Raw genomic sequence first — 25,488 nt, forward strand, 5'->3', positions numbered from 1 at the left:
CAATGACAAGGAGAGTAGAGAAAAAGTAGAAAAAGGCAAGGGTAAAGTGCGGTTAGACCGCACTTTGGCGTGGGATTTTATGAACCGCACTTTTAAAAGTGCGGTTTTGCTAAGGGAATATCTTAAATAAATTGTAGAACTACCATGTAAAGGGCGATAACCAGTAATATTAAACCTAGTAGCGTGTTGGCGAGTTTAGGTTTAAGTACGCCACGAATTTTCATGGAGAAAAAGCTCATAACAAAAGAGCTGATCACGACAATGCTGACGATTGAAAAATTAACATATCCAATTTGCCATGAATTAGCGAGATGAATACTTGGCGTTTTTGAGAGGTAGCCATATAGGCTACCAAGTCCACCGATGACCATCATCCAGTTGGTATAGGCAGAAACTTGATGCGGCTTTACGCTGGGGAGTTGGTTGACTAGCGGCGCCATAATTGAGCCACCTCCGATGCCTGTCATGCCTGCGACACTGCCTCCAAATAAACACACGCCAATGCCTTTCCAAGTGTCATTTGGGATTTTTTCGCCCTCTTTTATGGCTGTTTTGTATGGTGATGTGAGAAATGTTTTGAGTGCCAGTATAAGAAGTGTGACGACAAAAACGGTAATGATAATCCAATCTGCAACTAAAAAACTGATCTCAAAGCCAGCTTGAACGCCGATTATCATTCCAACTGACCATAAGAGCATACTGCGCATATTAATTTTAATTTGTTGTTTATGAAAGGAAATTAAATTAATCAGTGCGGTTCCCATCACAATGGTCAGTGAGGTAGCCGCCACCATTTGTAATGGAATATCAGGGAATAATGTATGTAGTGTTGGCACCATGAGTACGCCTCCGCCAATACCAAACAGCGCGGACATTAAATTTGTCAAGATGCCGCAAATAATCAGAATACAGATAAGTGATATTGTCATAATCGTTATCAAATGGTGTTAGGTTGTACTATTGTGACGGAAATTAGACATTACACGCTATGATCATAGTCATATTTTAACAATATTTTATAACCGCACTTAGTATGGCTCTAAGTGCGGTCATTATTACGCACCCGTATACTTTGGATTTGGTTGTGGAATTCGTGCACCTACATCCACTTTCCATTTATCCAATTTTGCTTTTAGTTTGTTCACAATGTCAGGGTGTTTCGCACTCAGATCATGTTTTTCGCCTATATCATGGTGAATATGGTAAAGCTCTAATCTTCCGTCTTCAAAAAATTCAAGTAATTTCCATTCTCCATCACGGATTGAACAGCCTGGGGTACATCCTTGATTGCTATAATGCGGATAGTGCCAGTAAAGTGCTCTATCAAGTGCGGTTTGCTCTTGGGTCAGGATTGGCAAAATGCTAACACCATCGCAATGTTGTTCTGGTCGCAACGGTAGACCAGCAGCTTCCAGCAAAGTGGGATAGAAGTCAGTTGAGGTAACGGGTGTTTCCAGTAATATATTAGGTGCGATTTTTCCCTTCCAGCGTATAATGAGAGGCTCTCGTGTACCACCTTCATACATCCAGCCTTTGCCTTCACACAATGGCTTATTTGTGGTTGGTGAACCTTCGGCTGTGGCAAGCCCGCCATTATCACTATAAAAGATGACAATGGTATCTTCTTCAAGTCCATTTTCTTTTAAGCAGTCAAGCACACGTCCAATGTTCCAGTCGAGATTTTCCACCATTGCGGCATAGGTCGGATCACTTTGCACGGTGCGACGCAGCACGTAATCATCTTGTTTGTGTATGCAAGGGAAGTGTTCGCCTTTTTCAAATGGATTGATTTGATCAAGCCCTAGACTGCGTGCTTTTTTGCGATATTTTTCCACCAGTTCTGCATAGCACTCAATTGGGGTGTGTACGGCGTAGTGGGAGAGATACATAAACCATGGTTGATCACTGTTTTGTCCTTCGTTGATCAGCTTGATGGCCTCGTCAGTAAGGCGGTCAGTAAGGTATTCACCTTCTGGACCATCTTCAAGAGTTTCAATGCCATAAGGGGAGAAATAGCCTTTAAATGGGTGTCCCCAATCGCAACCACCAATGTTGACATCAAATCCATGTTTATCAGGGTAGGTTTCAAAGCGGCGTTCATCATGTTTGCTTAAATGCCATTTTCCGACATGCCAAGTGCGGTAGCCACCTGCTTTCAAGGCGTTGGCAAGGGAAAATTCATCGGTGCTGAGGTGATCGATATAAGGTACATCGGCAAGTTTGCCTTCTGAGCGTCCACCAAGCCACTGGGTCATGCCTAAGCGGGCTGGATATTTACCCGTTAAAATACTGGCTCGTGTTGGTGAGCATACAGGACAAGAGGCGTAAGCATCGGTAAAACGTGCTCCCTCTTGCGCCAACTGATCTAGGCGTGGTGTTTCATAGAATGTGCTGCCATAGCAGCCAGTGTCTGTCCAGCCGTAGTCATCGAGCAAGATAAATAAGATATTCGGTTTCTTTGCCATAATCATGACTCCTTATTATGATTGTAGCGGTTTGCGATATAGCGATTATAGATGGGCTGAACTTTTAAGTGTAGCCACAGGCAAACTGCAACACAAAGTGCGGTTGTGAGAATAAAATAGGTCCAAAAGTCAGGGGAAACGACATCGTCTGCATAGGCTAATCCCACTTTTGAGAACACGACATAAATTAATGTTGCACACGAAAGTAGAATGCCGCTGGTTAGCAGTGAATAGTTCCACGCATTCATATTGACTTTGGCTTTGTGTGTGGCGAGTGCAGTTTTTGTTTCGCCTGGGCGCACTTTTGCCCATACGATCAACATAATCATTTCAAAGATGAAAAGTAAGCCATACACGTGCATCCAGTGGATATGAATATATTTTTTCAAACCAAAAACCAATAAATAGTATACGATCACATGGAAGATAATCATAAATTTCGCAGCAAATTCGCTCACATGGATACGTTTGCCAAATAAACCGAGTAAAACTAGGCTAACGATTGGAATCGCAATGAAGCCAGTGAATTGTTGTAAGAAAATAAATAAGCCTTGTGGTGCATAGAAGAGGTTAGGGGCAATTACAATGGTGAGTGCTGAGCACGCAATTCCAAAGACTTTTGAGACTTTAATCACTTTCTCATCATCCGCATGAGGATTCACAATCGGTTTATAAATATCAACTGCAAACAGTGTGGAGGCAGAGTTGATCAACGAGTTATACGTTGAAAATACAGCCCCCAGTAATACCGCAACAAATAAACCGAGTAATGGTGCGGGCAAGACATTAGCCACTAAGGTTGGGTAAGCTAAATCTTTACTTTCAAAGCCAGCACCATAAAGGTGAAATGCAATTAATCCAGGGAAAAGTGCAATAAACGGCACAATCATTTTAAAGAAGCCTGCTAATAGCAACCCTTTTTGACCAGCACGCAAGCTTTCTGCACCCAATGCCCGCTGAATGATGAATTGGTTTGTTCCCCAATAGAAGGTGGCAAGCACCATTAAACCTGTGAATACCGCAGCAATAGGGATGGCATCAAGTGTTGAGCTTACGCCAATCGCATCCAGTTTTTCCGTATGTGTTACAGCAATATAGTGTAGGGCTTCAACTAAATTTCCTTGAATTTTATCGCCTAATGCCACTAAGCCAAATACAGGAATCATACAGCCAATGACCAACAGCCCAATGCCATTTAACGTATCAGACACCGCAACGGCTTTCAGACCACCTGCAATAGCATAAATAGCACCGATAATACCAATCACTACAGTACATAGCCATAACGCTTCCATTTTAGACAGCCCAAGCCAATGCTCAATATTGAGAATTTTCATCAATGCCAGTGCACCCCCATAAAGTACAGTTGGGGACCACACAAACAAATATCCAAACATAAAAAGGTAAACTATCAATTTACGAGTACCTTCGCCGTAGTGGGAGCTTAAAAATTCAGGCATTGTTGAAAATGCGCCCCCTAAATACATTGGTAGGAATAAAATGGCTAACAAAATAATACCGCGAATGGCCCAAATTTCCCATGCAAGTGCGGTCATATTCCCTGCATAGGCGACCCCACTTTGCCCAACAAGCTGCTCGGTAGAAATATTCGTTAACAGCAGAGAGCCGGCAATGAATAAGGCACCGAGTTTATTGCCAGCAAGAAAATAGCCGCTAGAGGTTGAAACGGTTCCTTTCGTTTTATACCACGAAAACCAAGCCACAAATGCCATAAAGGCAAAACACGTTATGAATGCAAACATACTTTTCTCCTGTGTTTTAAACATGCCAAATTAGTGTAAAGCGAAGATGCGAAAGCAATTATGATCGCAGTCAGAAACTGAATGTGAAATAACTCACAAAAATAAAAAGTGCGGTTGAAAAGAAATTAAAAATAGTGTGTTTCGTGATTGAGATCACTTGTACTATATGATCATTATCATAACGATTTTCTAACAAAAGCAACTACGCTAAAGTGGCACTCTCCAAGAAGGAAGTGATTTTACAATATATTGATCTTTATGATTATTTTATCTATCGCGCATAAGGTGCTGCAAAGTGCGGTTTAAGGAGCAAATATGTTTGTTACAATTATGAGTTTTCTCGTGGTGACAGGGCTGGTCGCCTTGTTTTCATGGTATAGAACTAAAAATGATGATTTAACCACATCCAAAGGCTATTTTTTAGCAGGGCGTGGATTAGGTGGATTAGTGATTGGCTGTTCCATGGTGTTGACATCATTATCAACAGAGCAGTTAATTGGTGTAAATGCGAATTCGTATAAAGGCAATTTCTCTATTATTGCCTGGACAGTGCAGTCAGTAATTCCGCTGTGCTTTTTGGCGTTATATCTATTACCGAAATACATTAAAAATGGCTACACTACCATTCCAGAATTTTTTGAAAATCGCTTTGACCGCCAAACACGGCTCATAATGTCAACGCTATTTTTGATTTTCTATCTTTTTATTGCTATTCCAACCGCACTTTATACTGGCGCAATTGCGTTTAATAAAATCTTTAATCTGGAGACGATTTTTGGCATTACCTATGCGGAATCAATTGTTTACACTGTGATCGCCATTGGTATTGTCGGGTCGATTTATGCTATTTTTGGTGGCTTGAAAGCAGTTGCTGTATCAGATACCGCTAATGCGATTATCTTAGTAATTGGTGCGTTATTAGTGCCACTTTTTGCCCTTGCCTATTTGGGCGATGGTAGCTTGACGGATGGGATGAAAATTATCACCACAACGCATGTGGAAAAATTCAACGCCATTGGTAGTGCGACAGATGCCGTGCCATGGCCTGCGATGTTTACAGGTATCTTGATTGTTAATTTCTTCTACTGGACAACGAACCAAGCCATTGTGCAACGTGCATTGGGGGCTAGAAATCTGCAAGCTGGGCAAAAAGGGATATTAATTGCGGCACTTTTCTTACTCTTATTACCAATTATTTTGAATTTGCCAGGGTTATTGAGCTTCCACATTGTTGGCCCTGGTCTTGATCCAATTGATTTATCGTATCCAGAGTTGGTTAATCGCGTACTACCAACCGCACTTAAAGGCTTTTTTGTGGCTGCACTATTTGGGGCGATTTTGAGTACATTCAATTCATTTTTGAACTCTGCAGCCACTATTTACTGTAAAGATTTGCTACCGTCTATTAGCCATAAAGTGCGGTCTGAGCAAGAACTTATTCGGCACGCCAAAAAAATCTCAGCTGTTATGGCTGTCATTACGATGATTATTGCTCCGCTCTTAATGTTTGGTACAGACGGTATTTTCCTTGTTGTAAAACGTTTTGCAGGCTTTGTGAACATTCCTATCGTGGCACTCTTCGCGGTGGGGATTTTCAACCGTACTGTGTCAGGTAAAGCGGCACGCATTGCAGTATTACTACACATCATTTTATATTTCACATTAGTGTGGGTATTGCAAGTGAAAGCCAACTTTGTGTACGTTATGGCATGGTTGTTTGTGTTTGATGTGGTTGTGATGTTGGTATTGGGGCAATTCATGAAACGCGTAGAACCTTATCAAGATAGCGTAGTCAACAAAGGGGATGTCGATCTTTCAAATTGGAAATATGCTAAGATGACCGTGGCATCACTGGTATTAGGTTTGGTAACACTCTATTCGCTATTATCGCCAATTGGACTCGCATCAGATTGGGGTAATCCGTCAATGATTTTATTAGCGTATGCTGTTATCCAAATTATCATAATCCTTGTTATGCGTAAAAAAGCATAGGAGTAAACGATGAATAATGTTGTCTATATTTTGTTGGATCAGGTTAGAAAGGATATGCTGGGTGCTTATGGGCATAAAATTGTTAAAACACCCAACATTGATCGACTTGCTAAAGAAGGGATTCGTTTTAATAATGCGTTTACCCCCGCCTCCGTGTGTGGACCAGCAAGGACATCATTATTTACAGGACTAATGCCGTCATCGCACGGCATTATCCGCAATGGTGAAAAAGGCGGTACGGGAGAGATCAGTCGAGATCAAGCTAATATTGCGAATGTGCGTGGTTATAACACCTATGTAGTGGGTAAATGGCATGTCGGAACACGGTCAGTGCCAGAGGATTATGCCATTCAAGGGCATAATTTTGATGGCTATGGCTACCCAGGCAGTGGCGTATATAAAAACTTGGTGTTTGATCAGCCGCCAACACACTCGAACCGCTATAAAGAGTGGTTAGAGGAAAAGGGCTTTGACATTCCTGAAGTGAGCCGCGCTTATTTTGGCGACAACCCGCACTTGCGTGTTCAAGAGTTGTGCGGGTTGCTTTCAGGCACAAAAGAAGCCACTATTCCGTATTTCATCATAGATGAAGCCAAACGCTACATTCAAGAATCGATTGATGAAAACAAACCGTTTTTTGCTTGGGTCAACTTCTGGGGGCCACATACTCCGTGCATTGTGCCTGAGCCGTATTATTCGATGTATAACCCAGATGATGTGGTGCTGGATAAAAGCTTTTTCACACCACTGGAAGGCAAACCAGGTCATTACAAAACCATCTCTAAGATGTGGGGCATGTGGAGTGCCAGTGAAGCGCATTGGAAAGAGGTTATTTGTAAATTCTGGGGCTACATTACCCTCATTGATGACGCCATCGGTGAGCTTTTTGCCTTTTTAGAAGAAAAAGGGCTTTATGACAAAACCTTTGTGGTGGCAACGGCGGATCACGGTGATGCCATGGGCGCACATAAAATGATTGAAAAAGGTGAGTTTATGTTTGAAACCACCTATAACATTCCTATGATTATCAAAGATCCGCAATCAAATCGCGTGAATGAAGAAGATGATAATCTGATTTACCTCCACGATCTCACTTCAACCGTGTTTGATATTGCTGGGCAAGCTGTGCCTGACACATTTGAGGGCGAAAGTTTGTTGCCAATTGTGCGAGAACATAAAAATAATACCCGCAAAGGAGTGTTAGGGCAGTTGGCAGGGCATTTTGTCTATTTTGAACAGCGTATGTGGCGACGCAAAGATTACAAATTGGTGTTCAACGCCAGCGATGTATGTGAACTTTATGACATCAAAAACGATGTGGAAGAATTACATAATCTTTTTTATGACAACGCATACCGTGCGATTAAAAAAGAGATGTTGGAAGAAATGTATGCCGAAATGTTGCGTCTTAAAGATCCACTAGCAAATTGGGTGTATCGCATTATTGATGAAATCTAATTAAGCGAGGTATTTAATGAAATATTATGCAGGTGTTGACATTGGCGGCACGAATACCAAAATCGGGCTGGTGGATGGCAGTTTCAATGTGCTGGTGCAAACTCAAATTAAAACCCTTTCTAGTGAAGGTGCTGAGCGTACTTTTACCCGTATTTGGGATCGTATTAAGCAACTTGCCAGCGAGCAGGGGCTTGATATAACCGCACTTAAGGGGATCGGGTTAGGCATTCCTGGACCAGTTGTGGATAACGCCATCGTTAAAATTGCCGCTAATTTTTCTTGGGGTAATGATTTTAATGCCAAAGCATTGCTGGAACGCATCTCCAATAAACCCGTAAAAGTGGATAACGATGTGCGTGTTATTACCCTTGGCGAAAAATTGTTCGGACAATGTCAAGACTACCAAAATGCAATCGTCATTCCAATTGGTACAGGTGTTGCTTCAGGGCTCATTATCAATGGTCAAGTTGTATCAGGTTCTGTAGGTTTTGCTGGCGAATTTGGGCATATTTGTGTAGAAGAAAATGGCTATAAGTGCGGTTGTGGTTTAACAGGTTGCCTCGAAACCTATGTTTCTGCACCAGGGATTGTGCGTGCGGCGAAAAAAGCACTTAAAGATAATCCAAAGGGCATACTTTATCAAAATTTTCATAACTGCTTAGAACGCCTTGAAGCACACCATGTTTTTGAGTGTGCTCAAGCAAATGATGAAGTTGCTATACATGTGATCGACCAATTTTGCCGCCATCTTGCATTTGGAATGGGGGTATTAGTGAACCTACTCAATCCGCAAGCGATTGTTTTGGCAGGTGGTGTGGCGAAATCGGGCGATTATATTATTCAACGCGTGTGGCATTATCTACCGCACTTTGCACTTGGTGTGTCGCTCAAATCACTTAGCATAAGTGCAACCGCACTTTCAGAGGAAGCGGGAATCAAAGGGGCTGCAGCATTAATGATTAATGACTAAAAGGGCGCAATGCCCTTTTTTATTATCTGTTATCTCTATCACAAATTTATCAATTGCATTTTTTATTCGCTCAAAAGCGTGGCAAAATCAAGCAAAGCAGTTATTGAGATGAATTATGCAAATACCAAATCACGCATTGAAAAATTGTCAATTAACATATCTCCACACACTCGATAAAGGTACAACGATCTACAAACAAGGGGAGCGAGCCAACGAATTTTATTTTGTTGAAAGCGGTTTAATCGGGCTTTATCACACCCTTGAAAATGGCAAAGAAAGTTTGCTGAGGTTATATCAAAAAGGTGATTATTTTGGCTTTCGAACCTTATTTGGCGGGCACTTTTACCATTGCAGTGCTAAAGTGCTGATGGAGGCGGAAGTAATCCGCATTCAACCCCACGATCTATTAAGTTTTTTGAAAGATAATCCCGAAACAGGGCGACAGCTACTTTACACGCTTGCAAATGAGTTGGGCGATGCTGAGCATCGTTTGGCGAAAAGCGCTTATTTAAAAAGTCTCGATCGGGTGATTGATAGCATCTATTTTTTGAGCGAAAACTATCCTGATTATGCGTGGACATACCGTGAAATTGCGGAATATGCCGGTTGTGAAACCGAAACAGCAATCCGTATCGGGCGAGAGCTTAAGCAAAAAGGATTACTGAAAAGCAGCGTGCGTCATCCACAGCGAAAAAATGAACATTAATTGCCATTCGACAGCATTTTGATTCTGTGCAACAATGCCATATAACTTACGTTCAGGAGAAATTATGTTAACGGTATATGGCATCAAAAATTGCGACACAGTAAAAAAAACGCTGCAATGGCTAGCGGATAATGGCATTGAAGCGACACTGTATGACTATCGTCAAGACGGCATTGATAGTGCATTAATAGAAAAGCTAACCGCACTTTTCCCATGGGAGGAGTTAGTCAATAAACGCAGTACCACATGGCGAAACCTTGATGAGACGAACAAAACCGCACTTTGTGAGCACAATATAAGCGATGTATTACTTGCCAACCCAACATTAATTAAACGCCCGATTGTATTGGGCGGTTCTCAGCCACTCATTGGATTTAATGCTCAAACTTATGCCAGTGTCCTTAAGGGGGAATAATGCAACAAGACATACTTGAACTGGCACAAGCCCTTATTCGTCGTCCGTCTATTAGCCCACAGGATTTAGGTTGCCAAGAAATTATTGCGCAATACTTGCAAAAGTGCGGTTTTCAACTCGAGTGGTTACCGTTTGGTGATACCCTCAATCTATGGGCAACTCATGGTAGCACTGCACCGTGTATTGCCTTTGCAGGACACACGGATGTGGTGCCTATCGGCGATGAAAAACAGTGGAAAACACCGCCCTTTTCGGCAGAGATCATCGACGGAATGCTTTATGGGCGTGGTGCTGCGGATATGAAAGGTTCACTGGCGGCAATGGTTATCGCTGCGTGTCATTTTGTGAAACATAATCCAAATCATCAAGGTAAAATTGCGTTTTTGATCACCTCTGACGAAGAAGCGGCTGCGGCCCATGGCACAGTGAAGGTGGTGGAAACCTTAATGCAACGTGGAGAATCCATTGATTTTTGTATGGTGGGAGAGCCGTCAAGCAATCAATTCTTGGGTGATATTATTAAAAATGGGCGACGTGGCTCGCTAACAGGGAATTTGACGATTTTCGGCGTGCAAGGGCATGTGGCATATCCGCACTTAGCGGAAAATCCCGTTCATCATGCACTCAAAGCCCTTGATGAACTGCTGAATATCCACTGGGATCAAGGCAATGCCTATTTTCCGCCTACCAGCTTGCAAATTGCAAATATTCAGGCAGGCACAGGCAGTAATAATGTGATCCCTGGTGAACTTTTCGTGCAATTTAATTTACGCTTTAGTAATGAGCAAACCGCGGAGAAAATTAAACAGCGCGTAACCGCACTTTTAACGCATTATGGCTTGAAATATGATCTGCAATGGCATTTATCGGGCAGTCCATTTTTAACCCCCGAAGGCGAATTTGTAAATGCCGTGAAACGTGCGGTGCAGGCCGTTCTCAATACTACGCCGAAACTTGATACGGGAGGCGGCACATCGGATGGACGTTTTATCGCGCAGATGGGAACGCAAGTTGTGGAGTTTGGGCCGTTAAATCGCACCATCCATAAAGTAGATGAATGTGTGAGTATCCAGGATCTTTATGCACTGGGTGAGGTGCATTATCATTGGCTAACCCAATTATTAGGGCAAGCCGAATGATGTTTACGCCAGAGATGCTGACAGGCAAAAGTCAAGCGCATTTGGTGGAGTTGCCTTCACCGTATGCGTCGCACCATAAATTGCATTATGATACGGTGAGTGCATTTCAAAGTTTGCAACAAAGTGCGGTCAAGGCTGGTTTTGATTTGCAACCCGCTAGCTCATTTCGTGATTTTGAGCGGCAACGGTTGATTTGGAATCGAAAAATGTGTGGTGAACGGAAAGTACACGATGACAATGGCACGGCACTGGATTTCACCCACTGCGATGAATGGCAAAAAATTCAGGCAATTTTGCGTTGGTCGGCAATGCCAGGTGCGAGCCGACATCATTGGGGGAGTGATATTGATATTTATGACCCAACGCGTTTGCCCGTGAATCAAGCGTTACAGCTGGAACCGTGGGAATACCAAAAACAAGGGTATTTTTATGAATTAAGTTGTTGGTTGCAAGAAGCTCTACCGCACTTTGATTTTTACTTACCGTTTAGTTCACTCGTGCACAAAGAAATAGGTCATGAACCGTGGCACATTAGTCATCGTGCAGTGGCAGATAGGGCATTTAGCCTGTTTAGTCCCGATGTATTGAGGCAAAGTTGGCAGGATGAGGCTATTTCAGGGAAAAATGTGCTTATAACGCATTTAGATGCGATTTTTTCACGATTTATTTTATAGAATTAATTTTATATATAATGGAATTATTTTTTATTTTTAAAAAAATGTGATCTCGTCCATATTCTTGATAATTTCATATAAAAACTATTGCCGAGCACCTAACAGCTCGGTATATTTTGTAAACGTGCTTATCATAGCAATATTACAAAAATTAACTTATTTTCATCATCTCCATTTTTAACATTTAGGAGTCATTTATGTCGAATGTATTTGCAAATGTGCAAAAAGTCGGGAAAGCATTGATGCTGCCTGTGTCTGTGCTTCCGATAGCCGGGATTTTACTCGGAATTGGGGCAGCGCACTTTTCATGGATGCCTGACATTGTGTCCAATTTATTTGAACAAGCTGGTGGCTCAGTGTTTGGGCAGATGGCATTGTTGTTTGCCATCGGGGTGGCACTGGGATTTACGAATAATGATGGAGTTGCAGGGCTTGCGGCAACCGTAGGCTACGGTATTTTGATTGCGACGCTTAAAGTCATGGCACCGATTGTTGGCGTTGAATCTATCGATACAGGCGTGCTTGGCGGTATTTTAGTTGGTTGCGTGGCAGCATGGTCATTTAATCGTTTCTTCCGCATTCAACTGCCAGCATATCTTGGCTTTTTTGCAGGCAAACGTTTTGTGCCGATTGTAACAGGTTCATTAACTATTTTGCTTGGTGTGGCATTGGCATTTATTTGGCCGCCCGTAGGGCATGTGATTGATTTGTTCTCCAACTGGGCAGCAGAACAAAATCCACAATTGGCATTTGGCATTTATGGTGTGGTAGAGCGGACGTTAATTCCTTTTGGCTTGCACCACATTTGGAATGTGCCTTTCTTCTTCCAAGCGGGGACTTGCCAAAATGCCAGTGGCGAGGTGTTGCATGGTATTGTCACCTGCTACGTTTCTGCAACAGAGGCAACACGTACGGCTGAAATGGGATATTTTGGGCAGCTTGCTGGAGGCTATATGTTCAAAATGTTTGGGCTACCTGCCGCGGCGATTGCCATTTGGCGAGCCGCAAAACCTGAAAACCGCGCTCGCGTTGGTGGTTTGATGATTTCTGCTGCATTAACATCATTCCTAACAGGGATCACTGAACCGCTTGAATTTTCGTTTATGTTCGTTGCACCTATTTTGTATGTTGTGCATGCGGTCTTAGCGGGTTCTGCCTATGTGGTGACAAACATGCTTGGCATGGTGCATGGTATGACATTCTCCCACGGTTTTATCGACTTTGTGGTGCAATCATCTAATTCGCATAAATTGTGGCTATTCCCAGTGGTTGGGGCGATTTATGCGGTGATTTATTTCACGGTATTTACGGTGTTGATTAAAGCGATGAATTTGAAAACGCCAGGACGTGAAGATGCAACGGTGGAAGCGTCAAGCAGCAGTGAGCAAAAACAAGATGAAATGGCGGCTAACTTGGTAGCAGCATTCGGTGGCAAAGACAACATTAAGAGCTTAGATGCTTGTATTACACGCTTGCGTGTAGGCGTTCACGACATTGCGAAAGTTGATCAAGCGCAATTAAAAGCACTTGGTGCAGCGGGTGTTGTGGTTGTTGGAAGTGGCATTCAAGCGATTTTTGGGACACGCTCTGAAAACCTCAAAACGGATATGGATCATTGGATTAAAGCAAACTAACCGCACTTTTAGTTTAAACCCTGTCATTTGGCAGGGTTTTTTATTATTTAAGATCAGGCTAGAAAAAACACTTGCAATCATGTTAAAAATGCCTATACTAGTAAACTAGTACACAAAATCAAAAAATAGAAAGGATGATACCATGAAATTCGTAAAAGGCTTATTATTCTCTGCACTAAGTGCGGTTGCATTGGCGGGTGGGGCAAACGCTGCAGATAGCGTTAAAAAGGTGGCGATTACCACCATTGTTGAGCATCCTGCCTTGGAAGAAATTCGCAAGGGAATTGTGGATCAACTTGCCAAGGAAGGCTTCATTGACGGCAAAACCATCAAAATTGATTATCAAAATGCGCAAGGCAGTGCGGCAACCGCGGGGCAAATTGCACGCAAATTTGTCGGAGATAACCCTGATGTGATCATTCCTATTACCACACCAAGTGCGCAGCCTGTGGCGGCAGCAACACGCACGATTCCAGTCATTTTTAGTGGCGTAACCGATCCTATCCATGCGAAATTAGTCAAACAATTTGGAAAAAACGCAGGCAATATTGCTGGGGTGTCAGATCAAACACCGCTTGAGCCACAAATTGAGTTAATGCAAGCTTTGGTGCCACAATTGAAAACAATCGGATTTATTTATAGTCCTGGTGAAGCAAACTCCGTTGCGGTGCTTGAAATGCTGGAGAAAGCGGCAAGTCAAAGTGGCTTAAAAGTATTAGCCGTGCCCGCACAGCGTACAGTGGATATTTCAACAGCTGCCGCAAGTTTGGTTGGAAAAGTGCAATTAATTTATACCTCAGAAGATAATAATGTGGTGTCCGCTTATGAAGCACTTTATAAAGTTGCGAGCCAAAACAAGATTCCGCTTGTGGCATCAGATTCGGGTTCCGTGAAAAAAGGGGCTATTGCAGCCATTGCAACAAATCAATACAATATTGGTGTAGAAACGGGTAAACTTGCTGCTCAAGTGTTGCGTGGTGATGCGGTGTCAACGTTGGATACAATTCGAGCCGATCACGATTTAGATTTCTTTTTAAATGTAAAATCTGCAAAAGCGCAAGGTATTGACATTCCGCAAGTGTTACGTGAAAAAGCCACGCAAATTATTGAATAAGGTTAAACATGAGAAAACCGCACTTTAGTTAAAGTGCGGTTTGGTATTTTTTTATGACATCTGTGTTATTTTTAGGTGCGCTGGAAATTGGCTTGATTTATGCCTTAGTCGCTCTTGGCGTGCTCATTTCTTTTCGTGTCTTAGACTTTCCTGATCTTACTGCGGATGGCAGCTTTCCTTTAGGGGGAGCTGTTTGTGCGGTGTGTATTATTCACGGTGTAAATCCTTGGGTGGCGACCATTTTAGCTACCTTTGCAGGTGCACTTGCTGGATTAGTGACTGCATGGCTTAATGTGTCACTCAAAATTTTGCAATTACTCGCCAGTATTTTAGTCATGATTGCCCTTTATTCTGTGAATTTACGCATTATGGGATCACCCAATGTATCATTGCTTGGTGAACCGATTATTTATACGACATGGTCTGGCGACGATTTTGATGCGCTACATTATTGGCAACCCTTAATTGTGCTCGGTTTTGTGATGTTGGGCAAAGTGTTGCTTGATTGGTTTTTTAACACAGAAACAGGCTTAGCGGTGCGAGCCACGGGAGCGAATGCGCGAATGGCGAAAGCACAGGGCATCTCTACGGGGAAAATGGTCTTTCTCGGCATGGCAATTTCCAATGCGTTGATTGCGCTTGGTGGGGCATTATATGTGCAAAGCCAAGGGGGGGCAGATATGTCCATTGGCGTTGGTACCATTGTCATCGGGCTTGCGGCGGTTATTATTGGTGAAACATTATTACCTTCTAAAAAAATGATCGTCATTACATTAGCTGTTGTAGTGGGTTCTATTCTCTATCGCTTTTTTATTGCCATTGCATTAAGTAGTGAAACATTGCGTGAAATTGGCTTTCGCTCACAAGATCTCAATTTAGTTACAGCGATTTTAGTGGTATTCGTGTTGATTGCACCGCAAATGAAAGCAAAAATGCTCGCTCATCGTAGGAGGTAACGGCTATGATGAAATTGATCAATCTGCATAAAACCTTTAATCGCGGCACACCAATCGAAAACCCCGTATTGCGAGGTATCTCTCTTGATATAGCGGAAGGGGAGTTTGTCACTGTCATTGGCAGTAATGGGGCGGGCAAATCGACACTACTTAATGCCATCTGTGGTGATTATCCCGTTGATTGTGGCAAAATTTTTCTCAGTGGTATTGATGTTACCAAGCAGGGCACTAGCCGCCGTGCGGCAATGGTGGCGCGTGTCTTTCAAGACCCTATGCAAGGTACTTGTGAGGGATTAACTATTGAGCAAAATATGGCGTTGGCCTATTATCGTGGACGGCGACGGGGTTTAGGCTTTTTTAGCAACAAAAAAACGCGCGAATTATTTCAAGAAAAGTTGTCAATGCTCAAACTGGGGCTTGAAAATCGCTTACATGATCGTATGGGCTTGTTATCGGGCGGGCAACGCCAAGCGGTGAGTTTATTAATGGCATCATTGCAGCCTTCGACAATTTTATTGCTGGATGAACATATTGCCGCACTTGATCCGAAAACAGCAGATTTTGTCATGACATTGACCGATAAAATTGTGCGAGAAAATAATCTTACGGTATTGATGGTGACCCATTCTATGCGTAAAGCATTAGATCACGGCGATCGCACTGTGATGTTACACCAAGGGCAAGTCGTGCTTGATGTAAGCGGACAGACACGTAAGAATATGGATGTGCCCGATCTACTCGCCATGTTTGAGCGCACGCGAGGTGAACAAATTAGTGATGATAGCCTGTTATTAGGCTAACGCCATTGCAACCACACTGTAAAAAGCACCAAAGTGCGGTTACGTTGATAGTGACCGCACTTTATACGTTCACACGGTTGCTACAAATAAATTCACCTGATTGCCCATCCCATTCAATTTCCGCAATCGTTGCGGTGCTAAAGCCAACTTGCTGTGGACTATCACAAAGTGCGGTAACTAAATCATCTACAAACGGCAAATGTGAGACGATCAACACATTTTTCACGCCTTCATCAAGCAGCGTTTGCAGATAATCTAAGACCAATGACGTGTTGCCATAAGGCGTGAGTGCATCCCATGTTTCGATTTCATTTGGCAAGGCTGTTGCAGTCTGACTTGCCAGTTTGTCGTAGGTTTGCATCGCACGGTAATATGGGCTAACCAACACTTTATCAATATGATTGGCAGCGTCACTTAGCCATAGCCCTTGTTCAATGGCTTGCTTTTGCCCATATTGGGTTAGGTTACGTTGCGCATCCGATGCCGCCATAATTTCCGCTTCGCCGTGGCGCATAATAAAAATTCGCATAGTAGCCTCCTTGTGATTGCATTGTCTCTGTCTATGATTGCATATATTTTGACATGAGGGGAAGCTATCGTAGCACCGTAAAGCACAAATTTTCCAGTTTGTGATCTCGATCTAATTTTAAAATCAGCGTATAATAACGCATATTTTTATGATTGCGCATTGGGCGCAGACAGTTATTTTTTCAATATAACCATTTTTAGGGGTGTAAGAATGTCGAGAAGACTAAGAAGAACAAAAATCGTTTGTACTATGGGGCCTGCAACGGATCGCGATAATAATCTTGAGAAAATTATTGCAGCAGGGGCGAATGTAGTGCGAATGAATTTTTCCCATGGCACACCAGAAGATCATATTCAGCGTGCAGAGCAAGTGCGTGCGGTGGCGAAAAAATTAGGTAAACAAGTTGCGATTTTGGGCGATTTACAAGGGCCAAAAATCCGTGTTTCTACCTTTAAAGACGGTAAAATCTTCTTAAATATTGGGGATAAATTCACCCTTGATGCCGATTTGCCAAAAGGTGAAGGTAACCAAAGTGCGGTCGGGCTTGATTATAAAGAGCTACCAAAAGATGTAGTGCCTGGCGATATTCTATTGCTTGATGATGGCCGTGTTCAGTTAAAAGTCTTATCCACTGAAGGCAATAAAGTGTTTACCGAAGTGACGGTAGGCGGTCCATTATCGAATAACAAAGGCATTAACAAACTGGGTGGCGGGCTTTCTGCCGATGCGTTAACGCCAAAAGATAAAGCCGATATTATTACTGCGGCAAAAATTGGGGTGGATTATTTAGCAGTTTCATTCCCTCGCAATGGTGCCGATTTGCACTATGCTCGCCAATTAGCAAAAGAAGCGGGGCTAAATGCAAAAATTGTTGCCAAAGTTGAGCGTGCTGAGGCGGTTGCAACTCAAGAAGCAATGGACGATATTATTTTAGCGTCAGATGTGATTATGGTGGCGCGTGGCGATTTGGGCGTTGAAATTGGTGATCCTGAATTAGTGGGCGTACAGAAAAAATTAATTCGCCGCTCGCGTCGTTTAAATCGCGTTGTGATTACTGCAACCCAAATGATGGAGTCGATGATTAGCAACCCAATGCCAACACGTGCTGAGGTCATGGATGTGGCAAATGCGGTGCTAGATGGTACAGATGCGGTAATGTTATCAGCTGAAACAGCAGCAGGGCAGTATCCATCAGAAACAGTATCTGCGATGGCGAAAGTGTGCTTGGGTGCAGAAAAAATGCCAAGTGTTAATGTATCACGCCATCGTATGGATTTAACATTTAACAGCATTGAAGAGTCGGTTGCGATGTCTGCAATGTATGCGGCGAACCATTTAGAAGGTGTGCGTGCGTTAATTGCTATGACCAGCTCTGGTCGTACCGCACTTTTAATGTCGCGTATTAGCTCTGGCTTGCCAATTTTTGCCCTTTCTCGCAATCAAGAAGCCCTGAATTTGTGTAGCTTATATCGCGGTGTAACGCCGGTGTTCTGTGAGGAAATTAGCCGCACTGTTGAAGGCGCGAAAAGTGCGATTGCATTATTGAAAGACAAAGGTTATTTGGTCACAGGCGATTTGGTTTTATTGACGCAAGGTGATGAGCTTGCAGCAGGGAATACCAACACATGTCGTACGTTAGTGGTTGAGTAATCTTAACCGCTATGATAAAAAGCCATTGCGTTCGTCAATGGCTTTTTTGTTTCTAGGCTAAATGCGGCTCAATCAGGCTCACCATCATGGCGATATGGTCATCACGGTCATTTAAGGCAGGAATATAGCGGTACTCCTGTCCGCCATGCTGCATAAAAAGGGTTTTATTTTCTTCAGCAATTTCTTCTAAGGTTTCCAAACAATCCACGGCAAATCCGGGGCAGACGACTGCTACACGCGTGTATTCACCCGTTTTAGCAATATTTTCAAGCGTTTCGTCGGTATAAGGTTGTAGCCAAGGTTCCTTACCAAAGCGAGATTGAAACGTGACTTTCCATTGCAGCTCGTTCAGTCCAAGTGCGGTGGCTACTGCAAGTGCGGTTTGCTGACAGTGTTGAGGATAAACATCCCCCTCATCGGCATAACGTTGTGGGATACCGTGAAAAGAGAATAGCAATAACTCATCTTCTCTGAGCTCACCAATACTATTTACAAGTGCGGTAATATAGTGCGGATGATTATAGTAATGATGAATAAATGCCAGTTGAGGGATAAAACGGTGCTGTGTTAGGCTTGCAGCCAATGCGTCAAACACGCAGGCGGTTGTAGTCGAAGAATATTGTGGGTATAACGGCAGCACAACGATTTTTTCCCCCCCTTGTTGGATGAGATTATCAACCGCACTTTGTATGGATGGTTCACCATACGTCATACCCAGCTCGACAATACAGCCTTGCTTGGCAAACTGGTGCTGTAATTTTTGTTGCTGTGCTCGGCTAATTGCGAGCAGTGGCGATCCTTGCGCTGTCCAAATGGATTGATACAGTTTTGCCACCCGTGGAGAACGAGAAGGTAAAATAATACCATTGAGAATGAACGTCCATAACCAACGTGGGGCATCAATGACCCTACGATCAGACAGAAACTGACGCAGATAACAACGTACCGCACGTGTGGTGGGGGCAGAGGGAGTGCCTAGATTAACTAATAAAATACCTGTTTTCATTACTGTCCTTATCAAGGTTGTGCTTTAACCACTTGCAATGTCAGCCTGCTTTGGCACACTAACCGCTGGCTGCCATCTACAATAGCGATATGCCATACATGTTGTGTTTTGCCAAGACGTAACGGAGTGGCGCGAGCATATATTGTATTGCCTACTTTCACAGGGCGAAGATGGCTGGCGTTAATTTCACTACCTACCACCGCAAATCCTTTTTCGACGCAGCATAATCCTGCTAATGAGCCAACGGTTTCCGCCAGTAGTACAGAGACACCGCCGTGCAAAAAACCCATCGGTTGGCTGCACTGTTGTGAAACGAATAAACTGGCTTCGAGAAAATCGTCGCCCTGATTGATAAACGTAATGCCCAAATGGCTGACCGCACTTTGGGCACATAGCGCATTAAGATCATCTATACTCAAATCACGCAGCCACATTTTCATTCTCCCATAAGGATAATAGTGCTTGAATAGGGTGCTTGGCGGTGAAATGTGCCATGCGTTTTACCTGAGAGCGGCATGAATAGCCCGTGGCAAGGCAATATTCAGCTGGGCGAGCAGTGATTTTGTCTGCCCAAGAGAGTTGATAAATGGCTTTTGACATCGCAATATGTTGGCTTTCATGTCCAAATGTGCCAGCCATTCCGCAGCAGCCAACGCTTTCGCATTCCAGTTGTTGATCAAAATGAGCAAAAATATGCTGCCATAAATGCCCACTGTTTGGCACGGCGGTAATTTCTGTGCAATGTGGATAAAGATACCATTTATGCGGTGAAAATGCCTGTTTTGGTAAGGTGTTGGAGTCCAATTGTTGGCTGAGCCATTCATTAACCATCTGTACATGAAAGCGATGTTCATTACCTAATATTTCGCGGTATTCATCCCGATATGATAAAACAATCGCAGGATCAACACCCACCAGAGTAATACCCAATTCACTGATACGATTGAGAAATGTGCCTTGTGTTTGTGCTGTTTTAGCAAAACGTCGGAGAAAGCCTTTGATGTGCTGTGCTTTACCGTTGGGTTTGAACGGAAGTACATAAGCCGTAAAGCCTAATTTTTGTGCTAAGCGGACAAAATCGCCGACAACGCGAGCATCATAAAACGAAGTAAAGGGATCTTGCACCACCAAAACCGATTTGGCTTTTTCTTGAGGGCTGAGTTGCGCTAATTTTTCCAATGAAAACTCAGGGCAGCCGCACTTTTGTAGCTGCTCGTTCAGTGTTGGCGTGCTGAGTTGTGGCAAATCCACCATGCCGAGCGTTTTTTCAGCGAATATCGTTGTGAATGAATTAGCCGTCAATGCGTTAGCGATTTTCGGCATTTTAGCCATCAGCGGCGCATAAAGCTCAACGTTCGCGACCACGTGATCTTTGAGTGGACGCAAATAGCGTTGATGATAAAAATGATTGAATTTCGCACGAAATCGTGGCACGTCAATTTTGATCGGGCATTGGCTAGCACACGCCTTGCACGCAAGGCAGGTGTCCATTGTGGCTTTAACTTCGTGAGAGAAATCGTACTCTCCTCGCCATTTCTCCCAACTGTTACGCCATTTCGCCACGAGATCTCGCACACTGACCGCACTTTTCGTGTTGAAATCAAGCGCATCAGGTTGCACACCTTGCTCGCTTAACAGCCGCAACCATTCTCGCACCATTGCCGCACGCCCTTTAGGTGAAAAAGTGCGGTCGCGGCTGACTTTCATGGAGGGACACATTGGGCTATGCACATCATAATTAAAGCATAAGCCGTTCCCGTTGCAGTTCATCGCACCTGCGAATTGTTGACGTGTTTGTATCGGGATTTGACGGTCAAAATCGGCACGCATTGGTGATAAAACAGGGTAAAGTGCGGTGTCGTTTTCGAGTGGCGTGCAAATTTTGCCAGGATTGAGACGATTTTGTGGATCAAACCACGTTTTGATTTGACGCAGTTGTTGCCATAGTGTTTCACCAAAAAAGCGTTGTGCATAGCCAGAACGCATGCCTTTGCCGTGCTCACCCCAAATCAAGCCACCATATTTGGCGGTTAGTTCAACCACCTGATCTGAAATAGTTTTAAGCAACCGCACTTGGTGTTCATCGCATAAGTCGAGTGCAGGGCGTACGTGTAATACGCCAGCGTCCACATGCCCAAACATGCCGTATTGTAGGTGATGTGAGTCCAGCAGGGCACGAAATTCGGTAATGTAGTCCGCTAAATGTTCTGGCGGTACGCAAGTGTCCTCCACAAAAGGAAGCGGTTTGGCATTGCCTTGTGTATTCCCCAATAACCCCACCGCTTTTTTACGCATGGCATAAATTTTTAAGATAGAAGGAAGATCATCACAGCGTTGATAACCAATAATTCCCCCTTGCTTAGCGGTGATAGCATTATCTAGTTTTGCACATAATGTGCTAACACGTTTTTCGATTAATTGTGGATTATTACCTGCAAATTCGACAATATTTAGCCCAACGATTGGATTCGCTTCCTCTTCTGTTAATAACTCGTTGACCGAGTGCCAAATAATATCGTGTTTCGCAAGGTTTAGCACATTGGCATCGACGGTTTCCACGGAAAGTGCGTTAGCTTGCACGAGCAAAGGAGCACTACGCAGGGCAGAATCGAAAGAGTCGTATTTAATATTGAGCAAAGTGCGGTATTTCGGGATAGGCAACAAATTGAGCTTTGCTTCACACACAAAAGCAAGAGAGCCTTCTGACCCCGTTAATATACGGCTTAGGTTAAAGTGTGTTAATTCATCGTTATACACATTTTTGAGATCATAACCTGTGATAAAACGGTTGAGTTGTGGCAAATCATGTAAAATAGTGTGGCGATGTTTACGGCACTGTTGTGCAATATTGTGGTGTAATTGATAAGCAAAAGGAGAAAGTGCGGTTTGATTTTGTTCTAATGCATCAAGACTTAGCGATTCTGTTGTTAAAATTTCGCCATTAATCAGGACGGATTTGAGGGCAAGCACGTGATCAGAGGTTTTTCCATATTGTAGTGATCCTTGCCCTGATGCGTCAGTGTTGATCATCCCACCAATGGTGGCTCGATTGCTGGTTGATAATTCTGGTGCAAAAAAGAGCCCATAAGGTTTTAAATAAGCGTTGAGTTGATCTTTTACCACCCCTGCTTGCACGCGTACCCAGCGTTCTTGCACATTAAGTTCCAAAATGTCAGTCATATGGCGGGAAAGATCAACAATAATATTATTATTCAGTGCTTGCCCATTGGTGCCTGTGCCTCCCCCGCGTGGGGTGAACGTTAGCGTAGCAAAGTGCGGTTGTTGTGCCAGTTTTGTAAGCCGCACCACATCGGCAATATTTTTAGGAAATAAAATCGCCTGCGGGAGCTGTTGATAGACACTGTTATCCGTTGCAAGACTAAGACGAGCAGCGTAGTCAGAGACAATATCCCCTTCAAATTGTTGCACTTGTAATTGTGCAAGATAAGATTGTGTTATGTGGTTTAAAGCAGGAACGGTGTGCAAGCGTGGCAACATAATGAATATCCAACAATAGCATTTAAATTAAAAATAGCGTAAAATAGTGTTAAATTTTAACATATTTGGCTATTTAAAAAAGCAAAATGCGATGTTTACACCCAATTTTATTAGGCATCGCTTATCTTGAAAAGTTCAAAAAATAGGCAATAAAACGTGAGATAACATGCTTTTTTGATTGTTTTTTAGTCAAAAGACGCTATTTAAAAGTCAATTTGGTTGATTTTCGGCTTTTTGTCGTTGATAATAAACGAACACTCAGAAGAGCAATCTTCAGAGCTTGTTAGTCTGTATAGAGTTGCTCTATAAAACGGATTAGCCGATTAACTTATATTAAATTTATTAAATCGGCGAATACTTAACTCAAATTAAAGAGGACATTGAAATGAAAAAAACAGCAATTGCATTAGCTATTTCTGGTTTTGCGTTAGCGTCAGTAGCTCAAGCTGCTCCACAAGCAAACACTTTCTACACAGGTGTTAAAGCAGGTTGGGCAAAATATCACGACGGCGTGAAAGTTGGTAGCAACGTTGTTAATGAAGGTCAATATGACAAAACTCGTCGTAACTCTGTAACTTACGGTGTTTACGGTGGTTATCAAATTAGCCCTAACTTCGCAGCAGAATTAGGTTATGACTACTACGGTAGCTATGAATTAAAATCACCAGGTGCAGATAAATTCAAACACACTGCACACGGTGCTAACTTAAGCTTGAAAGCAAGCTACCCAATCGTAACTGATTTAGATTTCTATGCGAAAGTGGGTGCAGCGTTAGTCCACTCTAACTACAAATTTACAGGTAAAGTTGCTGAGAAAAAACACTCTAACCGTGTTTCAGCTCTTTTCGCTGGTGGTTTAGAATATGCAATCACACCAAGCCTTGCTTTCAACGTTGAATATCAATGGTTGAACAATGTAGGTAAATTAAAACTTGATGAAAAAACTGTTGACTATCGTCCAGACATCGGTTCTGTAACTGCAGGTTTAACTTACCGTTTTGGTCAATCAGTTCAAGCACCTGAAATCGTAACTAAAAAATTCGCATTCAGCTCTGATGTATTATTTGCATTCGATAAAGCGGATTTAAAACCAACTGCAGCACAAGCAATCGACACCATGACTGCTGAAGTTGCTCAATCAGGTCTTAATAACCCTAACTTCAACGTTGCTGGTTACACTGACCGTTTAGGTTCTGATGCTTACAACTTAAAACTTTCTCAAAAACGTGCTGAAACTGTGGCTAACTACTTAGTGTCTAAAGGTGTTCCACAAACTAACGTTTCTGCAGTAGGTTACGGTAAAGCAAATCCTGTAACAGGCAGCAACTGTGACGCAGTTAAAGGTCGTAAAGCACTTATCGCTTGTTTAGCGCCAGATCGTCGTGTTGAAGTAGCTGTACAAGGTGCTAAAACTTTCAAAATGTAATCATTGATTACATATAACGTTAAAGATAAAACCCAGCTACGGCTGGGTTTTTTAATGTGTAACCAAAAGTGCGGTTTGGCATAAAAAACGGTATAATGCGCACGTTTATATCGTATTGGAATCATTTTATGGAAAAAAAGCAAGATCCAAATATTCATCTTTACCCAGAACACCACCATACACATTTTGTGCCTATTGTTGTCACAATCGCGTGTTCAATTGTTATTCTGGCTGGTGTTAAAGCAGCATCAGATCTATTAACCCCCCTATTATTAGCGTTATTTATTGCGATAGTTTGCTCGCCGTTAATAAAAAAAATGATGCGGTATAAAATTCCGCAATGGCTGGCAATTGCGATTTTACTGCTGGTTATTTTTATTGGCTTTAGTATTTTTGCCTCAATGATTGGTGCATCGATCAACGAATTTACTGCCTCATTACCTGAATATAAGATTTTACTTTCGCAAAAAATGCAATGGATTTTAAAATGGGCACATCACTATAATCTTAATGCCTTAATTCCACAGCAAAAATTAGCTGAAAGTTTTGACCCGAATATTGTGATGAATGTTATCAGTAATGCTTTAGGTCAAGTGTCTGGCATGGTGAGTGACATTTTTGTGCTATTTTTAATCGTAGTGTTTATGCTTTCAGAAATTCCACTAGCAAAACGTAAGCTAAATTATTTGGTCAGTGGGCAGACAGTTGGTGAGCAGCGTCAGGTCAAAAGTGATGTTTATCGTGTAGTGGACGGCGTGATTCAATATCTGTCCATAAAAACAATCACCAGTTTGATAACGGGCATTGTAATATATATCGTGTTGAAATTGCTTGGCATACAATATGCTATTTTATGGGGAACATTGGCGTTTTTACTTAATTATGTGCCCAATATTGGCTCAATTATTGCAGCTATACCTGCAGTGGTTCAGGCATTTATTTTAAATGGCGTGCTTGAAGGGGTTGTGTTAATTGCCATTTATACCGCAATAAATATTGTTGTAGGGAGTGTCGTCGAGCCGAAAATGATGGGTTCTCGCCTTGGTCTTTCGACATTGATTGTTTTTATTTCGTTGATTTTTTGGGGCTGGTTACTTGGCATTGTGGGAATGTTTCTCTCCGTGCCACTTACTATGGCAACCAAAATCGCTTTAGAAGCGAATCCTGCCACAGAAAAATTAGCTTATATTTTAGGTAATGGTGAAAAATAAGGATTATGAAATTTATTCACGTTTAATGTGAAAATATCCACGTTGACTTATTCCCCATCGCTGTTTATTTTAGACGTCTAAA

At 42.7% G+C, this 25,488-nt stretch carries 21 protein-coding genes; 14 read left to right on the plus strand and 7 right to left on the minus strand.

Translation table 11 applies throughout. From position 1 onward, the window contains the following. Positions 1-122: 122 nt before the first annotated feature. The 3 genes from HPC40_RS02665 to HPC40_RS02675 form a co-directional block, all read right to left on the minus strand. On the minus strand, positions 123-929 hold the full coding sequence (locus HPC40_RS02665) for a sulfite exporter TauE/SafE family protein (RefSeq protein ID WP_208117945.1): 807 nt from the start codon (positions 927-929) through the stop codon (positions 123-125). Positions 930-1,055: 126 nt separating this feature from the next. After that, positions 1,056-2,465, minus strand: a complete 1,410-nt coding sequence (locus HPC40_RS02670; protein ID WP_208117946.1) for a sulfatase — start codon at positions 2,463-2,465, stop codon at positions 1,056-1,058. A 2-nt stretch (positions 2,466-2,467) separates the two neighbouring features. After that, complete coding sequence (locus tag HPC40_RS02675) at positions 2,468-4,228, minus strand: solute:sodium symporter family transporter (protein ID WP_208117947.1); 1,761 nt, start codon at positions 4,226-4,228, stop codon at positions 2,468-2,470. A 315-nt stretch (positions 4,229-4,543) separates the two neighbouring features. On the opposite strand from HPC40_RS02675, the gene HPC40_RS02680 reads away from it, so the two are divergent. The 11 genes from HPC40_RS02680 to HPC40_RS02730 all read left to right on the plus strand — a co-directional run bounded on the left by HPC40_RS02680 (position 4,544) and on the right by HPC40_RS02730 (position 16,086). Then, on the plus strand, positions 4,544-6,220 hold the full coding sequence (locus HPC40_RS02680) for a solute:sodium symporter family transporter (RefSeq protein WP_208117948.1): 1,677 nt from the start codon (positions 4,544-4,546) through the stop codon (positions 6,218-6,220). Between the two features lie 9 nt (positions 6,221-6,229). Then, positions 6,230-7,678 carry a sulfatase-like hydrolase/transferase gene (locus HPC40_RS02685; protein WP_208117949.1) on the plus strand — a complete coding sequence of 483 codons (1,449 nt, stop codon included), beginning with the start codon at positions 6,230-6,232 and terminating at the stop codon, positions 7,676-7,678. A gap of 16 nt (positions 7,679-7,694) precedes the next feature. Beyond that, a complete protein-coding gene (locus HPC40_RS02690; RefSeq protein ID WP_208117950.1) occupies positions 7,695-8,648 on the plus strand; it encodes an ROK family protein in 954 nt (317 codons plus the stop codon). Positions 8,649-8,763: 115 nt separating this feature from the next. Then, a complete protein-coding gene (locus tag HPC40_RS02695; protein ID WP_208117951.1) occupies positions 8,764-9,354 on the plus strand; it encodes a Crp/Fnr family transcriptional regulator in 591 nt (196 codons plus the stop codon). 64 nt (positions 9,355-9,418) lie between these two features. Continuing rightward, complete coding sequence (locus tag HPC40_RS02700) at positions 9,419-9,769, plus strand: Spx/MgsR family RNA polymerase-binding regulatory protein (RefSeq protein ID WP_208117952.1); 351 nt, start codon at positions 9,419-9,421, stop codon at positions 9,767-9,769. Next, positions 9,769-10,908: a succinyl-diaminopimelate desuccinylase gene (dapE, locus tag HPC40_RS02705; RefSeq protein WP_208117953.1), complete on the plus strand. Its 1,140-nt coding sequence runs from the start codon at positions 9,769-9,771 to the stop codon at positions 10,906-10,908. The genes HPC40_RS02700 and dapE overlap by 1 nt, the downstream gene beginning before the upstream one ends. Next, complete coding sequence (locus tag HPC40_RS02710) at positions 10,905-11,582, plus strand: M15 family metallopeptidase (protein ID WP_208117954.1); 678 nt, start codon at positions 10,905-10,907, stop codon at positions 11,580-11,582. The genes dapE and HPC40_RS02710 overlap by 4 nt, the downstream gene beginning before the upstream one ends. Before the next feature lie 197 nt (positions 11,583-11,779). After that, positions 11,780-13,216: a PTS glucose transporter subunit IIBC gene (gene ptsG, locus HPC40_RS02715; protein ID WP_208117955.1), complete on the plus strand. Its 1,437-nt coding sequence runs from the start codon at positions 11,780-11,782 to the stop codon at positions 13,214-13,216. 142 nt (positions 13,217-13,358) lie between these two features. Then, positions 13,359-14,330, plus strand: a complete 972-nt coding sequence (locus HPC40_RS02720; RefSeq protein ID WP_208117956.1) for an ABC transporter substrate-binding protein — start codon at positions 13,359-13,361, stop codon at positions 14,328-14,330. 53 nt (positions 14,331-14,383) lie between these two features. Beyond that, complete coding sequence (locus tag HPC40_RS02725; RefSeq protein WP_208117957.1) at positions 14,384-15,286, plus strand: ABC transporter permease; 903 nt, start codon at positions 14,384-14,386, stop codon at positions 15,284-15,286. A 5-nt stretch (positions 15,287-15,291) separates the two neighbouring features. After that, positions 15,292-16,086, plus strand: a complete 795-nt coding sequence (locus HPC40_RS02730; RefSeq protein WP_208117958.1) for an ABC transporter ATP-binding protein — start codon at positions 15,292-15,294, stop codon at positions 16,084-16,086. A gap of 61 nt (positions 16,087-16,147) precedes the next feature. Here HPC40_RS02730 and sixA read toward each other — a convergent pair whose 3' ends face one another. After that, on the minus strand, positions 16,148-16,615 hold the full coding sequence (sixA, locus tag HPC40_RS02735; RefSeq protein WP_208117959.1) for a phosphohistidine phosphatase SixA: 468 nt from the start codon (positions 16,613-16,615) through the stop codon (positions 16,148-16,150). 210 nt (positions 16,616-16,825) lie between these two features. On the opposite strand from sixA, the gene pyk reads away from it, so the two are divergent. Next, positions 16,826-18,265: a pyruvate kinase gene (pyk, locus tag HPC40_RS02740; RefSeq protein ID WP_208117960.1), complete on the plus strand. Its 1,440-nt coding sequence runs from the start codon at positions 16,826-16,828 to the stop codon at positions 18,263-18,265. A gap of 52 nt (positions 18,266-18,317) precedes the next feature. Here pyk and hemH read toward each other — a convergent pair whose 3' ends face one another. From hemH to ydiJ, 3 genes are read right to left on the minus strand one after another with little or no spacing between them, the layout of a single operon-like run. Continuing rightward, entirely contained in the window at positions 18,318-19,271 is a 954-nt protein-coding gene (gene hemH / locus HPC40_RS02745) for a ferrochelatase (RefSeq protein ID WP_208117961.1), read from the minus strand. 11 nt (positions 19,272-19,282) lie between these two features. Continuing rightward, the gene (locus tag HPC40_RS02750; protein WP_208117962.1) at positions 19,283-19,711 is read right to left on the minus strand and encodes a hotdog fold thioesterase; all 429 of its coding nucleotides are present in this window, start codon (positions 19,709-19,711) and stop codon (positions 19,283-19,285) included. Beyond that, entirely contained in the window at positions 19,692-22,769 is a 3,078-nt protein-coding gene (gene ydiJ, locus HPC40_RS02755) for a D-2-hydroxyglutarate dehydrogenase YdiJ (protein ID WP_208117963.1), read from the minus strand. Before ydiJ ends, HPC40_RS02750 begins: the two co-directional genes overlap by 20 nt. Positions 22,770-23,154: 385 nt before the next feature. On the opposite strand from ydiJ, the gene ompA reads away from it, so the two are divergent. Beyond that, complete coding sequence (gene ompA, locus HPC40_RS02760; protein WP_208117964.1) at positions 23,155-24,195, plus strand: porin OmpA; 1,041 nt, start codon at positions 23,155-23,157, stop codon at positions 24,193-24,195. Between the two features lie 128 nt (positions 24,196-24,323). After that, complete coding sequence (locus tag HPC40_RS02765) at positions 24,324-25,406, plus strand: AI-2E family transporter (protein ID WP_208117965.1); 1,083 nt, start codon at positions 24,324-24,326, stop codon at positions 25,404-25,406. Positions 25,407-25,488: the final 82 nt, after the last annotated feature.

The sequence above is a fragment of the Spirabiliibacterium falconis genome, assembly GCF_014885015.1.
GTDB classification, from domain to species: Bacteria; Pseudomonadota; Gammaproteobacteria; order Enterobacterales; family Pasteurellaceae; genus Spirabiliibacterium; species Spirabiliibacterium falconis.

Coding starts and splice junctions, on each gene's coding strand:
- HPC40_RS02665 (WP_208117945.1), bottom strand. CDS start 929: ATGACAATATCACTTATCTGTATTCTGATTATTTGCGGCATCTTGACA.
- HPC40_RS02670 (WP_208117946.1), bottom strand. CDS start 2,465: ATGGCAAAGAAACCGAATATCTTATTTATCTTGCTCGATGACTACGGC.
- HPC40_RS02675 (WP_208117947.1), bottom strand. CDS start 4,228: ATGTTTGCATTCATAACGTGTTTTGCCTTTATGGCATTTGTGGCTTGG.
- HPC40_RS02680 (WP_208117948.1), top strand. CDS start 4,544: ATGTTTGTTACAATTATGAGTTTTCTCGTGGTGACAGGGCTGGTCGCC.
- HPC40_RS02685 (WP_208117949.1), top strand. CDS start 6,230: ATGAATAATGTTGTCTATATTTTGTTGGATCAGGTTAGAAAGGATATG.
- HPC40_RS02690 (WP_208117950.1), top strand. CDS start 7,695: ATGAAATATTATGCAGGTGTTGACATTGGCGGCACGAATACCAAAATC.
- HPC40_RS02695 (WP_208117951.1), top strand. CDS start 8,764: ATGCAAATACCAAATCACGCATTGAAAAATTGTCAATTAACATATCTC.
- HPC40_RS02700 (WP_208117952.1), top strand. CDS start 9,419: ATGTTAACGGTATATGGCATCAAAAATTGCGACACAGTAAAAAAAACG.
- dapE (WP_208117953.1), top strand. CDS start 9,769: ATGCAACAAGACATACTTGAACTGGCACAAGCCCTTATTCGTCGTCCG.
- HPC40_RS02710 (WP_208117954.1), top strand. CDS start 10,905: ATGATGTTTACGCCAGAGATGCTGACAGGCAAAAGTCAAGCGCATTTG.
- ptsG (WP_208117955.1), top strand. CDS start 11,780: ATGTCGAATGTATTTGCAAATGTGCAAAAAGTCGGGAAAGCATTGATG.
- HPC40_RS02720 (WP_208117956.1), top strand. CDS start 13,359: ATGAAATTCGTAAAAGGCTTATTATTCTCTGCACTAAGTGCGGTTGCA.
- HPC40_RS02725 (WP_208117957.1), top strand. CDS start 14,384: ATGACATCTGTGTTATTTTTAGGTGCGCTGGAAATTGGCTTGATTTAT.
- HPC40_RS02730 (WP_208117958.1), top strand. CDS start 15,292: ATGATGAAATTGATCAATCTGCATAAAACCTTTAATCGCGGCACACCA.
- sixA (WP_208117959.1), bottom strand. CDS start 16,615: ATGCGAATTTTTATTATGCGCCACGGCGAAGCGGAAATTATGGCGGCA.
- pyk (WP_208117960.1), top strand. CDS start 16,826: ATGTCGAGAAGACTAAGAAGAACAAAAATCGTTTGTACTATGGGGCCT.
- hemH (WP_208117961.1), bottom strand. CDS start 19,271: ATGAAAACAGGTATTTTATTAGTTAATCTAGGCACTCCCTCTGCCCCC.
- HPC40_RS02750 (WP_208117962.1), bottom strand. CDS start 19,711: ATGAAAATGTGGCTGCGTGATTTGAGTATAGATGATCTTAATGCGCTA.
- ydiJ (WP_208117963.1), bottom strand. CDS start 22,769: ATGTTGCCACGCTTGCACACCGTTCCTGCTTTAAACCACATAACACAA.
- ompA (WP_208117964.1), top strand. CDS start 23,155: ATGAAAAAAACAGCAATTGCATTAGCTATTTCTGGTTTTGCGTTAGCG.
- HPC40_RS02765 (WP_208117965.1), top strand. CDS start 24,324: ATGGAAAAAAAGCAAGATCCAAATATTCATCTTTACCCAGAACACCAC.